General features: G+C 43.2%; 14 protein-coding genes and 1 riboswitch. Of the genes, 8 read left to right on the top strand and 6 right to left on the bottom strand.

All coding sequences use genetic code 11. The features are described 5' to 3' along the window. Positions 1-15: 15 nt before the first annotated feature. From AB6E54_RS03050 to AB6E54_RS03030, 5 genes are all read left to right on the top strand, one after another. Positions 16-519, top strand: coding sequence for a YgjV family protein (locus AB6E54_RS03050; RefSeq protein WP_017060023.1), 504 nt, complete (start codon positions 16-18; stop codon positions 517-519). A 60-nt stretch (positions 520-579) separates the two neighbouring features. Further along, positions 580-894: a cupin domain-containing protein gene (locus tag AB6E54_RS03045; RefSeq protein ID WP_065584628.1), complete on the top strand. Its 315-nt coding sequence runs from the start codon at positions 580-582 to the stop codon at positions 892-894. Between the two features lie 98 nt (positions 895-992). Beyond that, entirely contained in the window at positions 993-1475 is a 483-nt protein-coding gene (locus AB6E54_RS03040) for a GNAT family N-acetyltransferase (RefSeq protein WP_372168744.1), read from the top strand. Positions 1476-1640: 165 nt separating this feature from the next. Beyond that, a complete protein-coding gene (locus tag AB6E54_RS03035) occupies positions 1641-1898 on the top strand; it encodes a hypothetical protein (RefSeq protein ID WP_017060020.1) in 258 nt (85 codons plus the stop codon). A gap of 131 nt (positions 1899-2029) precedes the next feature. Continuing rightward, positions 2030-2326 (top strand): hypothetical protein, encoded by a 297-nt coding sequence (locus AB6E54_RS03030; protein ID WP_372105984.1) that lies wholly within the window; start codon positions 2030-2032, stop codon positions 2324-2326. Positions 2327-2453: 127 nt separating this feature from the next. Here AB6E54_RS03030 and AB6E54_RS03025 read toward each other — a convergent pair whose 3' ends face one another. Then, positions 2454-2951, bottom strand: a complete 498-nt coding sequence (locus AB6E54_RS03025) for a fasciclin domain-containing protein (protein WP_017060018.1) — start codon at positions 2949-2951, stop codon at positions 2454-2456. A 221-nt stretch (positions 2952-3172) separates the two neighbouring features. Between AB6E54_RS03025 and AB6E54_RS03020 the strand changes: the two genes are divergently transcribed. The 3 genes from AB6E54_RS03020 to AB6E54_RS03010 all read left to right on the top strand — a co-directional run bounded on the left by AB6E54_RS03020 (position 3173) and on the right by AB6E54_RS03010 (position 6105). Then, positions 3173-4156, top strand: coding sequence for a DUF2860 family protein (locus tag AB6E54_RS03020; protein ID WP_102332872.1), 984 nt, complete (start codon positions 3173-3175; stop codon positions 4154-4156). A 166-nt stretch (positions 4157-4322) separates the two neighbouring features. Continuing rightward, a complete protein-coding gene (locus AB6E54_RS03015; protein ID WP_017066469.1) occupies positions 4323-4817 on the top strand; it encodes a GNAT family N-acetyltransferase in 495 nt (164 codons plus the stop codon). Positions 4818-4892: 75 nt separating this feature from the next. Next, positions 4893-4992: riboswitch (purine riboswitch) on the top strand. A gap of 90 nt (positions 4993-5082) precedes the next feature. Further along, positions 5083-6105, top strand: a complete 1023-nt coding sequence (locus AB6E54_RS03010; RefSeq protein ID WP_136979512.1) for an adenosine deaminase — start codon at positions 5083-5085, stop codon at positions 6103-6105. A 179-nt stretch (positions 6106-6284) separates the two neighbouring features. On the opposite strand, the gene AB6E54_RS03005 is transcribed toward AB6E54_RS03010, so the two are convergent. The 5 genes from AB6E54_RS03005 to AB6E54_RS02985 all read right to left on the bottom strand — a co-directional run bounded on the left by AB6E54_RS03005 (position 6285) and on the right by AB6E54_RS02985 (position 12897). Beyond that, a complete protein-coding gene (locus tag AB6E54_RS03005) occupies positions 6285-6950 on the bottom strand; it encodes a DUF2057 family protein (RefSeq protein ID WP_372100647.1) in 666 nt (221 codons plus the stop codon). A 106-nt stretch (positions 6951-7056) separates the two neighbouring features. Then, complete coding sequence (locus AB6E54_RS03000; RefSeq protein WP_102332869.1) at positions 7057-7485, bottom strand: hypothetical protein; 429 nt, start codon at positions 7483-7485, stop codon at positions 7057-7059. 13 nt (positions 7486-7498) lie between these two features. Then, complete coding sequence (locus AB6E54_RS02995) at positions 7499-9886, bottom strand: ATP-binding protein (protein WP_372105986.1); 2388 nt, start codon at positions 9884-9886, stop codon at positions 7499-7501. Beyond that, entirely contained in the window at positions 9879-10973 is a 1095-nt protein-coding gene (locus AB6E54_RS02990; RefSeq protein WP_372105988.1) for a cytochrome-c peroxidase, read from the bottom strand. Before AB6E54_RS02990 ends, AB6E54_RS02995 begins: the two co-directional genes overlap by 8 nt. Positions 10974-11334: 361 nt before the next feature. Next, positions 11335-12897, bottom strand: a complete 1563-nt coding sequence (locus AB6E54_RS02985) for an arylsulfatase (protein ID WP_017064704.1) — start codon at positions 12895-12897, stop codon at positions 11335-11337. Positions 12898-13183 lie beyond the last annotated feature (286 nt).

Here is a 13183-nt window from a genome sequence, read left to right as displayed (position 1 = left end):
ATTGAAGGAATCACCGTGTCTGCCTTTTATCTTTCCCAAGTATTAGTCGCGATAGCCATTTGTTTTGATCTTCTGTCATTCCAATTCAAGGAAAGGAAGAAAATCGTCACTTGTCTGTTCTTTGCTGGCGTTCTTATTTCGAGTCACTTTATCCTTCTTGAACAATGGACAGCGGCGAGCTTAATGACGATTGCCACGATTCGCTATTTGACGAGCGTATTTTCTACCTCGTCTAAGTTTAAATATTTGTTTTCTTCGATGTCGGTGGTCGCAACCGCAGTGACTTACTCAGGGCTGACCAGCATATTGAGTTGCTTTGCCTCCGTATTTCAGACCTTTGCAGCCTTCAATAAAGATGACCGTCGATTAAGAGAATTGATGATCATCGGAACCAGCTTTTGGTTGGTTCACAATTATTTAGTTGGTTCGCCAACAGCGGTTGTTATGGAGGCGCTGTTTATCTGCAGTAACTTGGTGGGCTATTACCGTTTTTACTTCAAAAAGAGTGCCGCTGCTTAGGTTTACAGTACAGCTAAGGCCCAAGTTGTTAATCAATTCAATGCTAGCTAGGAGAGCTTGATGCCAAACATTTACAATGATGTTCCTTCATCAATACCCAATGAAATATTCAATGACCTGATTGCCAACGACAACATTCGAATCGAGAGAATACTCTCATATGGTCACAGTTCACCAGACGAGGGTTGGTATGATCAAGATGAGAATGAATGGGTAATGGTGATCGATGGGCAAGGAGTGATTGAGTTTGAAGATGGTCGCATTGTTACCTTGTCTAAAGGGGATTATCTCAATATTTCCGCAGGTGAAAAACACAAGGTGCTGAGGACGGATAAAGATGCGGTGACGATCTGGCTCGCTGTGTTTTATCGTTGATATCTTGCTCTAAAGCTGAGGCTGTTAGGTTATAAAGCTTGCTGATTCAGCTGTTTATTTTCACCTCAGAAAGGACTTAAGACAAAAAGGAGTATGTTGTGATTAGAATTCGAAACTATCAAGCGAATGATGACAAAGCACTGTGGGAGATCTTCTTTCATACGGTACGTAACGTGAATGTTCGAGATTATTCTCAACAGCAAGTCGAAGCTTGGGCACCCAGTAGCTTTGACTTTGCGTTATGGAAAAAGCGTATGAATGGGTTACAACCCTTTGTGGCTGAACTCGATGGTTGCGTAGTTGGCTATACTGACCTGCAACCAAGTGGCTTGATTGATCACTTTTTCTGTCACCACGAATATCAAGGGAAGGGGGTAGGGAAAGCGTTGATGGAACATGTTTTCACTGTGGGTCGAGTTCGTGGTATATCGAGATATTTCTCTGAAGTAAGTATTACCGCAAGGCCTTTCTATGAGCATCTTGGTTTTAAGGTGGTGAATGAACAGGAAGTCGAAATGCGTGGTGTAAAGCTGACCAATTACGTGATGGAAAAGGTAGTTGAAGATAGAAAAGTCAGTTGAATAGGCGGGCTAGTGTTCGTAGGGCTACAGAAACCGAGTTTGAAATATTAATGAACCTTTTTAAGGATAACTTTTCCTGATCTATTGATATTGTCGATGAGTTCAAATTGTGTGCAAGATAATTTGTCTAATCTAAACATTGAATGAATACAAGGAGTGTTGTTCATGAGTCATGTGAGTAGATCTAAACTATATACATTGGTGTCGATGTTGTCCTTCGCTGTTGGCGTTCTTGCCTTAGATGCTGGGGTGTCGGGGCTATTTCCTCTCTTTGTTGTCGTCATCTCATTCTTTTCATTTGTCATCAACTCGTTTCTTTGTTTGTTCGGAGGTAAACGCGAAGATGGCTTTGATGCCTATCAAAAAGCAAATCAGACTCGGTCGCGAGCACTGGTCAAAGGCTTAGAAGACTCGAACAAATAAACCTATGCCTTCAGACGAACGGTAATCTCATTTTTGACACAGTTTTCACCTGCTTTTTGTTCTCTTATTCAAGAAAAATCATCACTTTAGCGATAATATTCACTGCAACTAATTTGAGTGAAGGAAGTAACGTGGGAATTGAAGCTTTAGTGTTTGTGATGGACGCATTAATCACCGCATGTTGTATGCACATCGCCTCTAAAATGTCTTTCGTGGTCGCAGATTTTAAATCCCTTCTTACTATTGCTGTTATCGTTGCTCTAGTGTCATTGATTCCAACAGTAGGCTGGGTGTTAGGGTTGATTCTGTTTGTGTTCTTACTCGGGAAAGCGACGCACTCTAGTATTGGTGACTGCATCTGGGTGGTGGTCTTCACGAAGGTGGTATCGATGGCGGCCTTTCTGATATTCGGGCGCTTGTTTATGTAATCCGGGTTCTTGCTTATATCAAGGCAGGCTTGGCTAGTTTGATACCGATCTTAACTTGGTATTTAAACGTCAAAAGGGTGTGAACCTGTCACACCCTCTAAGAAGCTTTGATTTGTGTTCATCTTTATTATTTGGGCAGTAATACAGCATCAATCACATGGATAACACCATTGCTTGCTTCAACATCTGCCATCACGACCTGCGCTTTGTTGATCATCACGTTGCCGTGATCAATTCCTACCATTACCGCTTCGCCTTGCACTGTTACGGCACTATCAAGTTTCATCACTTCAGACGCCATTATTTTCCCTGGCACCACATGATAGGTCAGTACTGCGATCAGCTTGTCTTTGTTTTCTGGCTTCAACAGCATATCAACCGTTCCTTCTGGTAGCGCAGCGAACGCTTCATCCGTTGGCGCAAACACTGTGAAGGGACCGTCACCTTTCAATGTTTCAACTAAGCCTGCCGCTTTTACCGCTGCTACCAAGGTGTTGAAAGAGCCGTTTTCAGCCGCCACGTCAACGATATCTTTCTTCATTCCGTGGTGATCAGCGTGAGCAAAAGCCGTAAAAAGAAGCGTCGCAACTAGCACTGACATGGTTTTGATTAATTTATTAAACATATTGTCTTCCTTTGAGTTTTGTCCGTTATTTTCGAGAGGTATTACGAAAGCCCAATCGTGATAGATCAATTTGTTGTGTCTTTGAGTGAATGGTTAGCGATATCGACAGCGTCAAGCGAATAAATTTATGTTGTCAAATGCTTGTTATAATTCCATTTTGATGCTTATAGTTATTTGATGCTTATAGTTATTTGGTGATTATTCAAGTAATGGATGTGAATATGAGGTTTGTTTTACCAGTAGTCTTTTCTGCATTGGCTTCAATGCCTGCATACAGTGGCCTTGCTCCAAGTGAAGGCTTCAGCGGTAACTTCAGTGTATTGGCCGGTTTCTACTCTGACAGTAGTAATTTGAGTACTGAACAAGATTCGAATCAAGCCACCAACACCCAGGAAGGGGAGAGTGAAAACCAAGGGCTACTCGGCTTTTTGGGTACTGTTCAATATACTTTTGGCGAATCGCTGACTCACCAAGTGTATGCGGGTACGACACGAGAGGATATTGCAACAGGTACCATTGCGTTTGAGATCGGTTATCGATATCAACTTTCTGGTGGCACCATATTGGATTTTTCTGTTATTCCTACGCTTATCTCGGGTAAGGCTTGGACGGATCCGTATGCTGTTGGCGTTAATCGAAATGAAACGGATGTGAAAGGTAATGTAGGACGACTGCAGCTCACTAATATCGGTGGAACTGGTTTTCGAACGGATCTCGCATTTGGGCAATCAGATGTTGATGAAGAGCTATCTGGTAGCCAAGGCTTATCTCCGGAAGATACTGTGCTGCTGGATAGGGAAAGAACCTATGTGTACGCCAAAGCAGGATACCGCTTTATCTTACCAAACCACGCAGGTCTATTTGTTCCTTCAATGGTGTATTTCCACTCAGACGCAGAAGGAGGAGCACTCAGCTTCGATAGTTATGGTATTGAATTAAACTACGCGAAGAGAATCGGTCGTCATGGTTTTGTTGTCACCCTAGATGCAAGTGATCGTGAATATGATGAGTCGAATCCAATTTACGGGCAAGTACGTGAAGAGAATGAATTCGGTGCATTCTTAGCTTATGAGTTTGGTGGTTTGATGGGCTATAAAGATTGGGCGTTCATTACTTTACTGGGTTTAAGAAGCATAGATTCTAATATCGATTTCTATAACTCCGAGCAAGTATTAGCGAGTGTGGGTGTGGATTATAAATTCTGATATTCACACTATTTTAAAAATACTCATCAAAGCAGAAGTTTAAGTTCAGTCTTACTATTTGTTTAATTATTTCGGGCACTTACACCTTTAAAGGTTGTAGGTTCCCGTTGCTATCCGTAATATGAAAATTAGCTTATGGATAGAAATAATAGGATAAGGAAGCGCTTTGGAAATACAAATTAGACATTTAGAAGCAACGGATAGCCAAGATGTTTTCGATATTTATCGCCGCCCTTCAGTTTCAGAAAACACCTCACAAAAGCCTTATCTTAGTTCTGAACAAGTGGAGCGACTGTTTGGTCATTCAGACCATTTCACTCTGGTTGCGGAAGTCTCCGGCAAAGTAGTGGGTCACATTACTTTATTCATGACCACCAAGGTAAGAGACAGGCACTGCGCTGGTCTTGGTATTGCTATTCACCCAGATATGCATGGTAAAGGGGTCGGTAAGGCGTTAATGCAAGAAGCGATCAATCAGGCGGATAACTGGCTTAATCTCGTGCGTCTTGAGTTAGAGGTTCATGCCGATAACCACGCCGCTATTGCTTTGTATGAACGTGTAGGCTTTCAGTTAGAAGGCACAAAAAGACTCAGTACGTTCAAAGCGGGTAAGTACATCGATATGTTGCTGATGTCGAGAATACGACCAGATTACCGTTGAGATCGAACCAAACAGGTTCCTGCTTTAGAAATCGGTTAATGAGCAATTGATTAGTGAAATTCCCATTAAACTCTGTATAGTAGCAACCGTTTGCTTCGTATAACCCCAATGATATGGTTTGGGGGTCTCTACCAGCTCCCGCAAAGTGCTGATTACGAAGGGTTTAGATCACAATTGTGTTCTTACTCTTTGTAATGGCGTTCAAGAAAACCTCCTGTCTATTATTCAGAGTAAGTGCACACCTAAAATCCATAGTAGGTGAAATATGAACGCATTTATTCAAGGGCTCCCAAAAGTAGAGTTGCATTTACACATTGAAGGTTCGCTCGAACCTGAGTTACTTTTCCAGCTTGCTCAACGCAATGGCATTGAGCTGCCTTATTCATCCCCAGAGCAACTAAGACGCGCATACGAATTTGATGATTTACAGTCATTTCTGGATATCTATTATCAAGGTGCTGATGCACTGCGCACAGAACAGGATTTCTACGACTTAACATGGGCTTATCTAGAACGCTGTAAAGCCGACAATGTTATCCATACTGAGATTTTCTTTGATCCTCAGACACATACCGATCGTGGCATTGCATTCGACACCGCTATTAACGGCATTCATCGTGCGCTTGAACAGGGTCATAAAGAGTTGGGCATTACCTCTCAAATCATCGCATGTTTTCTGCGCCATTTATCTGAAGAGAGCGCCATTCAAACGTTCGCAGAGGTATTGAAGCATCAAGATAAGATCGTCGGGGTTGGACTGGACTCTTCTGAATTAGGACACCCACCAGAGAAGTTCAAGCGTGTATTCCAACAAGCAAAACAAGCGGGCTTCTTGACGGTGGCGCATGCAGGAGAAGAAGGGCCGGCTCAAAACATTGTCGATGCGATTGAAATGCTCAGCGTGAGTCGAGTGGATCATGGTGTCCAGTGCATGACAGACGAAGCTCTAATCGAAGAGCTGATTGAAACCAAAATGCCACTGACGGTGTGCCCACTGTCGAATATTAAATTGCGTGTATTCGATGTGATGGAAGACCACAACATTGTCGAACTGCTCAGAAAGGGTGTGGCTGTAACGATTAACTCGGATGACCCTGCTTATTTTGGTGGTTACATGTCGGATAACTTTAATGCGGTGAGCAAAGCTCATGAGATGACGCATCAGGAGTTAGCGCTGTTTAGTTTGAATGCGATAGACGCGAGCTTTATTGAAGCGCCATTGAAGCAGCAATATCGAGAGCTTGTTCAAGGTTACTTAGCTAAAGCTGATTTTGACCAGAATTTCTAGCCGCTGTGCCCATTTACTAGCAGCTGAGTATAAAGCGCTAGGATGGCCAACTAAAGTGGATGGTAAAGTGTTATCGACTGAGTCTGCTTAATCTCTATAAGCCTAAATCATCTAGATGAAGACAAAAAAGAAGCTGGCAGTTTGCCAGCTTCTTTCATTTTTAAATTAAGCTCATTGAGCTACTTGTTCACGTAGTCTTTGAATTTCTGCTTGGTTTCAGCATCCGCTTTTTCGTACCAGAAATAGAGCATCTCTTCAGCTGTATTTGCTGCATTTCCGTCAATCTTTGTTGGAAGCGTTACCGGTTGTGCGACAGCAGCTGCTACGCCCGCGCTAGAACCTACTGTAAGTGCAGCGATGCCGCCTTTCTGGTTGTACTCCTTCGCTTCTTGCGGGTACTTACGACCAATCTGCATGCCATCTTTGATAAGTTTGTCTTGCTTAACACTGATTGCATTTTGGTTTTCATCAACCAGTTTCCAATCTAAGTTTTGAAGGCCTTTTTTCGCTTCGTTGGTGTTACGGAACTTAGGCATGTCAAACGTCAATGCTGTGTCTGTCGCATCAAAAGTAGCAATAATGGTATCGCTGTCGACAAACTCACGGTCGTTGCCTTGGCTGAAAGCAACTTGATATTTGAAAACGATTTGGTTTACGCCATCTGGAACGGTGATCGTTTTGCTCGAAGAGAAGAAACCACCGTCAAGATCGGGTTTAGCTTCATTTACAGCTAAGACTTCGACTAAAGCATCTGCGCTAGAAGGAACTTCAATTGTTACGTCAGCTAACACTTGTGGTGCTGCGATAATTGTCGAAAGCAGCGCAATGGATTGTAATGTTTTCATAGTCATACAGTTATTTAGGTGAGTAGTTCTACACTCGCATGCATAAAGAAGTATTTCAAGTTGCCTTGTCTCGATTTGGTAAAATTCACCGAAACTTAACCTAAGCCTAGTTTTTGAACGTGTTTATTGTGCGGTTTCTAGTCAGGTGAGAGCGTGGACTTGCCTTATTTTCTGTTAAAGCATCTTCATCGACGTTCGTTGGCGCTTGATGTGGTTTTAAAGAGACATAAATAGGAACGATTGCCGAAATCCAAATAGCATAGATGGTAATTACGCGATTGAAGGCGACGAACCAGGTTTCACTGCCCGTACTAGATGTGTAGTAGCCAATGAGCGTTAGCAAGGTGCAGGTGATAGCCCACATCACAGTGGAGGTTGGATCTTTCGTTGTTGCCGCAAGCAATACGATCGTAACGTAGGGAACGGCCATAGCAATGCCCAAAGGTACATGATAGTCGACCACAAAAATGATGGTTGCACCAAGAGCCAAGAACAAGTGTGGGCCGGTGCTAGGTAAGTTCAAATTCCATAGCATGTGATACCTTCCTTTACCCCATTTTGCGTTGCTGGTGGAGTTTGTGTATCAATCGAGTGGCTTGATGACTATTGACCATCAATCGATTGATCAGTTGTTGAAGCAATTCTGCTTCGGGCATGATGTGTTGAACGGCTATCTGTTCGGCTGAGCTCGCGAGTTCAAGCACTTCGTTCATTTCATATCTTGCTGCAATCTCTTTAACCGCCTTCAATGTTCTGGAGAGGTCATCCTGCTTGGCGTCCGAAAATAGCTCTATTAACTCATCGATTTCGTTTTCTAGCTCATCAACGAGAGAAGTTAAGCATTTGAGTTTCTCGTCTGTTTTAAGCTCATCATTAGCTAAAAATTGGCTACGCGACAGTTCTTCCTCTGTGAGTGGCAATTTGTTCTTAGGGTGACGCGTTAACATCGTGATGTTACTTTTTTCCTTGTTTGGAAGATTGTGTGCGTTAACGGAGTGATGGCGGTTGACCTCAAACTGTTGGTGAAACTCGTTGATGGCGTTTTGTAAGCTGTTTTTCTGTAACGGTTTGGTGAGTACAAAGTCTGCGCCTGATTCGATGAATTCATCGTGGGCCTCTTTGAATACATCGGCGGTACATGCAAAAACAACCGTAGTCAGCTTGAGTTCGCCACGGATTTTTTGAATCGCTTCAATACCGCTCATGTTGGGCATATGGTTGTCCATTATGATCAGGTCATATTGGTTTGACGCCAACTTATCTAAGGCCTGTAAACCGTCGTAGGCATTCTCAACCGTTAAGTTTATCGACTCACAGAACTTCCTAATCACCATTGCGTTGATCTTGTTGTCTTCGACTAACAATACTGAGAAGTCATCGAGAGTCTCATTGGTTTTGGTTGGCGTTTGGTCGATGACTTGTTCTTCAAGCTCATGCATCTCCAACGGCAAAGAGATCTTAAATTGAGTGCCCAAACCAAGCTGGCTGGAAACCTTAATTGTTCCGCCCATCAGTTCGACTAACTGCTGAACAATGGAAAGCCCTAACCCTGTGCCACCAAACTTACGGGTTGTTGAGAGCTCGGCTTGTTCAAAGGCGGTAAATATATGGTCGATTTTGTCTTCTGCAATGCCAATACCTGTGTCAGTCACTAATATATTCACGCTTGGTGGGGTAGTCGGTGCAATCAAGAATTCCACTTCAACCTTTCCTGACTCAGTAAACTTGACTGCGTTGCCTGCTAAATTAAATAAGATCTGACGTGTACGTGCAGAGTCACCAATCAACTGAATATTGGTAGGAATGTTATCTTTAATGATAAAAGCTAGGCCTTTGTCTTCTGCAAGAGGTGTCAATGTTTTATCAAGGTGTGTCACGACGTCGGTGACAGAGAACGGGCTATATTCCAACGCCATCTTGCCTTGTTCCACCTTAGAAAAGTCAAGAATGTCATTTAATATGGTGACAAGGTGTTGTCCTGAATCAATGATGATTTGGGCCTGTTTGCGAGTATCTAAACTTTGCGAGTCTTCCTTTATGATTTGAGCGATACCTAACACACCATTCATTGGGGTTCGTAACTCGTGGCTCATGGTCGCTAGAAAGAGAGATTTTGCTTCGCTGGCTTTTTCTGCTTTGTCTGCGGCTTCTTGATAGGAGAGGTTGTTTCTTTTGAGTTCGAAGACTCGGAAGAAAAACATGGTGAATGAGAACGCTAAAGTCAGCAACGCCAAAACGATAATAAGCTTAACGATGATACTTTTAAGTTGGTCTTGCAGATCGGTAAACTCATGCTCAATATGTTCAATGTACTCCATGCTGTGTGCTGAAAGTACTTGAGATAACAGCTGACTTTGTTGCTGGTTGAGTTCGGTAAACGTTTTATAAAGGTTCGCCAGCTCGGAGTTGACACCAGAATGGTTAATTTCGATTCCCCCAACCAACACACTCGCAAGAAGCGCGCTTTGAATGTCGATATTTGCATTGTTTATCTCAGCATCAGTTGAGCTGCTCTCTGTGAGTTGTAGAGTTAAAGATTGCAAAATAAACTGACGAGCCACACTAAGTCCTACTAGGTTGTCTAGCGTATCTAAGTTCGACATTGAAGCATCGTAGAAGCGCTCCAATAATTGCGCTGTTGGTAAGTGTTTAAAGAACGTAGAGTGGATATTCTCGCTTTGATAACTTTCTCTGAGCAGTTGTAACTCTCTTTCTAAAGCCACCAAATCTGCAGACATTTGATAAGGGTTGGAAATACCCGCAAGCGCTGCATTGGTGATGTGATCACGCATTTCTAATACTTCATGGCCTAACTCCCGAATAGGCACTCCATATTCGGTGACCTTTTCATGCTCGGAGTAGGTCAGCATAATGAAGCTAATTAAGCCGATGAAAAGCGATACAAACAGTAGAAATATGAGTCTGATCTTATTCATTTTCAAACTCCATTAACATTTGAGGACGGTTACCGGTAAGGGATTCGAGGAAGACCTTGATATCGTTGATGGTCTGTTTCTCAAACGTTTTACCGAGTTGGCTTTCACCCATGATTTTGATCGCTTCTTCGAGTGTGGCTGTTTGGCCGTCATGAAAATAGGGTGCAGTGATCGCCACGTTTCTTAAGCTAGCAACACGAAATAGATGCTTATCTTGTGGTTGCGCGGTAAACATAAAGCGACCTTGGTCTTCACTTCGTTCGGTTCCTGTTTTCGATAACCCGAAGTAACCAAATCGCATCACCATGCCTCCACCAATGTTGGTACCTTGGTGGCAACGAATACAGCCTTCTTCTTGAAAGGTTTCCCAACCTCGTTTGGCGGTTTCAGAAAGTGCTGCGTTGTCACCTTGTAAATACAGGTCGAAAGGGGCATTTGGTGTGGTCAAACCCTGCATAAATTCAATAAGAGCAGCCTTAATTGAAGCTTCGTCAATGGGCGTTGATTGTTCTTGGAATAAGTCGATGTAAGTTTTCGATTGAGACACATAATCCGTAATATGTTGCCAGTTTGAATCCATTTCATCGACGTTGTGCACTGGGCCATCAATTTGATCGCCGAGATTATTCACCCGACCATCCCAGAAGAACCGATAGTTAAAGACTGCGTTAAAAACGGTGAGTGAATTTCTCATCCCTGCGCCGTTTACGCCAATCGAAACTGGAATCACCTCTGCGCCGTTGGTTTGCAGGCTATGACAACTTTCACAGCTCACACTGCGGTTAGAAGAAAGGTTCGGGTCTTTAAATAGCACCCAACCAATTTTGGCCAGTTCATGATTTATCTCGGGAGAGTTTGGAATCGGGGATATGGGTTGGCTTGAAGCGACGGTTTTATGTGCGTGCTTTTCTTCGGAATGTGCGGAGTGCCCTGAAGAGTGAGAGTCATCATGATCGCTTTCATGGGCGTGATCTTCTTGGTGTTCGAGCGAGGTGTGCATTTTTGAAGAGGCCGCGTCATAAACTAGCATAGCGACTGAAACGACAATGACAGTGATGCTTATTCCTGCTAAACATGGCGTTTTCATAACATTAGTCCATCTAGTTTTGACAATTATGGCAATTCAGAATCCTTCTGATATCACCTTCATTTCACTTTCCAATGATAGGTGTTATTTATAAACCTAGTTGCGCATACTTGATGTTGCAAGACAAGTGGTAGGAAATTAAATCGCTTAGGTAGTTGTCTAGCGGGGATTGATCGGGAGATCTTAGTCAGAATTGAATGAAGCTCTTTCAATTGAATTTAAGCCGAATGGCGTTAAACGAAAAAAGCCGTGGTAACTCAAGTGAGTTATCACGGCTTTCGTACTAGATTATGTATTTACTATCAATCTTAGTGCAATACACATCTATACAGTTTGAACAATCTACACCGCCTATCTAAGCTTATTTAGCTTGCGCTGCTGCCGCTTCTAATTGCTTAAGTTTACCTTGAAGCATGTATGCATTCTGGTTGAAGTTACCAGGGTTCAGTACTTGGCTATTCTGCATAGGGTAATCTGGTAGCGTCGTCATAAACTCTTGAACCTGATTTCCTACTGGAACGAATAACCACATGTTGTCTGCCATCCAGCGTAGGTACATACCAGACTCGTGCGGTGCTTTCTCGAATGGGTCAGCACGTAGGTGAACAACTTGAGGCCAGTTTGGTTGGAAACGAACTGCATCCACAATGTTACCATCCATCACAGCAAACGAAATCTTGAAGTCATTCCAACGTACTGCGTTTAGCTCAGCGTTAGCAGAGAAGTAAAGCATGCTGTCACGAGGGCCTTTCTCTTCTTTACCTTGGAAGTAAGGCAGGAAGTTGTAACCATCTAGGTGTACGCGCCAGTTTTTACCGTTGTAAGTTGCACCTTTGTCAGATGCTAGCTTCTCAACCACTTTATCATCACCAGCGGCTGCTAGTAGAGTAGGAATCCAGTCTTGGTGGCCCATGATATCGTTGATTTTTGTTCCAGGTTTGATAGTCCCAGGCCAGCGAACTAGCTGAGGCACACGCATACCACCTTCGTAAGTTGTACCTTTCTCACCGTGGAAGTAAGTTGCGCCGCCATCAGGCCAAGAAACCGTTTCAGCACCGTTATCGGTAGAGTAAATTACGATAGTGTTGTCAGCGATTTTTAGTTCATCCAGCTTGTCTAGAAGCACACCAACATGGTCATCATGCTCTAACATACCATCAGCATAAATACTGATACCTGACTTACCTTGGTATTTCTCTTGTAGGCGAGTCCACACGTGCATACGAGTGGTGTTGTGCCAGATGAAGAATGGTTTGTCAGCTTTTACCGCTTTTTCCATGAATGCTAGAGATTCTTCTAGGAACTCTTCATCCGCATGCTCCATACGCTTACGCGTCATTGGGCCAGTATCTTCAATCTTACCGTCAGCAGTAGACTTGATTACACCACGAGGGCCGTAGTTCTTACGGAACTCTGGGTCTTTAGGGTAGTAATATGTTTCTGGCTCTTCTTCGGCGTTTAGGTGGTACAGGTTACCGAAGAACTGGTCAAAACCGTGGTTCGTTGGAAGGTGTTTGTCTTGGTCACCCATGTGGTTCTTACCGAACTGAGCTGTCATGTAGCCTTGTTCTTTAAGAAGGTCTGCGATCGTTGGAGCCCAATCAGGGATACCGTGGTCCGAACCTGGCATGCCGATAGTCAATAGACCAGTACGGAAAGGTTCTTGACCTGTTAGGAATGCAGCACGACCAGCAGTACACGATTGTTGACCGTAGTGGTCAGTAAATAGTGCGCCTTCGTTAGCAATACGGTCGATGTTAGGTGTTTCGTAACCCATCATACCGTTGTTGTATGCACTGATGTTGAATACACCAATGTCATCACCCCAGATAGCAAGAATGTTTGGTTTTTCTGCTGCTGTTGCCGCTGAAGAAGCTGCTAATAAGCCAACACCTAATGCTAGTTTATTAATTTTAGTACCCATAAGGACTCCGATTCACTTTTAAGATTAATGCGTTAGAACAACGCATCGATGAGCAAATGTTATTCTCAAAATTCCGTTACGTCCTTTTATAGTGCTTATAACCAATCGTTATGATGCTTAGGTAACCTATTGATTAATATCAGCTCCAGTGGGTACGTAGAATAAAGCCTTAGTTTGTATGTGTGATCCTTATCATGTTTGTTGGCGTAAACCTTATCGATGATTTCTGTATCCGTATCTCAATAAAAATGACAAAAAGATTAATAGCTTAGGGTATCTCGCGCAT

This window comes from Vibrio sp. 10N.247.311.49, from assembly GCF_041467655.1.
Taxonomy (GTDB): Bacteria; Pseudomonadota; Gammaproteobacteria; order Enterobacterales; family Vibrionaceae; genus Vibrio; species Vibrio crassostreae_C.
The sequence above is the reverse complement of the archived record's forward strand: the minus strand, read 5'-3'. Positions and strand labels throughout refer to the sequence as shown.

Bases quoted from the DNA above. Each gene is read 5' to 3' on its own strand.
- AB6E54_RS03000 (WP_102332869.1), bottom strand. From the start codon at position 7,485: ATGCTATGGAATTTGAACTTACCTAGCACCGGCCCACACTTGTTCTTG.
- AB6E54_RS03045 (WP_065584628.1), top strand. From the start codon at position 580: ATGCCAAACATTTACAATGATGTTCCTTCATCAATACCCAATGAAATA.
- AB6E54_RS03025 (WP_017060018.1), bottom strand. From the start codon at position 2,951: ATGTTTAATAAATTAATCAAAACCATGTCAGTGCTAGTTGCGACGCTT.
- AB6E54_RS03035 (WP_017060020.1), top strand. From the start codon at position 1,641: ATGAGTCATGTGAGTAGATCTAAACTATATACATTGGTGTCGATGTTG.
- AB6E54_RS03005 (WP_372100647.1), bottom strand. From the start codon at position 6,950: ATGAAAACATTACAATCCATTGCGCTGCTTTCGACAATTATCGCAGCA.
- AB6E54_RS03010 (WP_136979512.1), top strand. From the start codon at position 5,083: ATGAACGCATTTATTCAAGGGCTCCCAAAAGTAGAGTTGCATTTACAC.
- AB6E54_RS02990 (WP_372105988.1), bottom strand. From the start codon at position 10,973: ATGAAAACGCCATGTTTAGCAGGAATAAGCATCACTGTCATTGTCGTT.
- AB6E54_RS02985 (WP_017064704.1), bottom strand. From the start codon at position 12,897: ATGGGTACTAAAATTAATAAACTAGCATTAGGTGTTGGCTTATTAGCA.
- AB6E54_RS03020 (WP_102332872.1), top strand. From the start codon at position 3,173: ATGAGGTTTGTTTTACCAGTAGTCTTTTCTGCATTGGCTTCAATGCCT.
- AB6E54_RS02995 (WP_372105986.1), bottom strand. From the start codon at position 9,886: ATGAATAAGATCAGACTCATATTTCTACTGTTTGTATCGCTTTTCATC.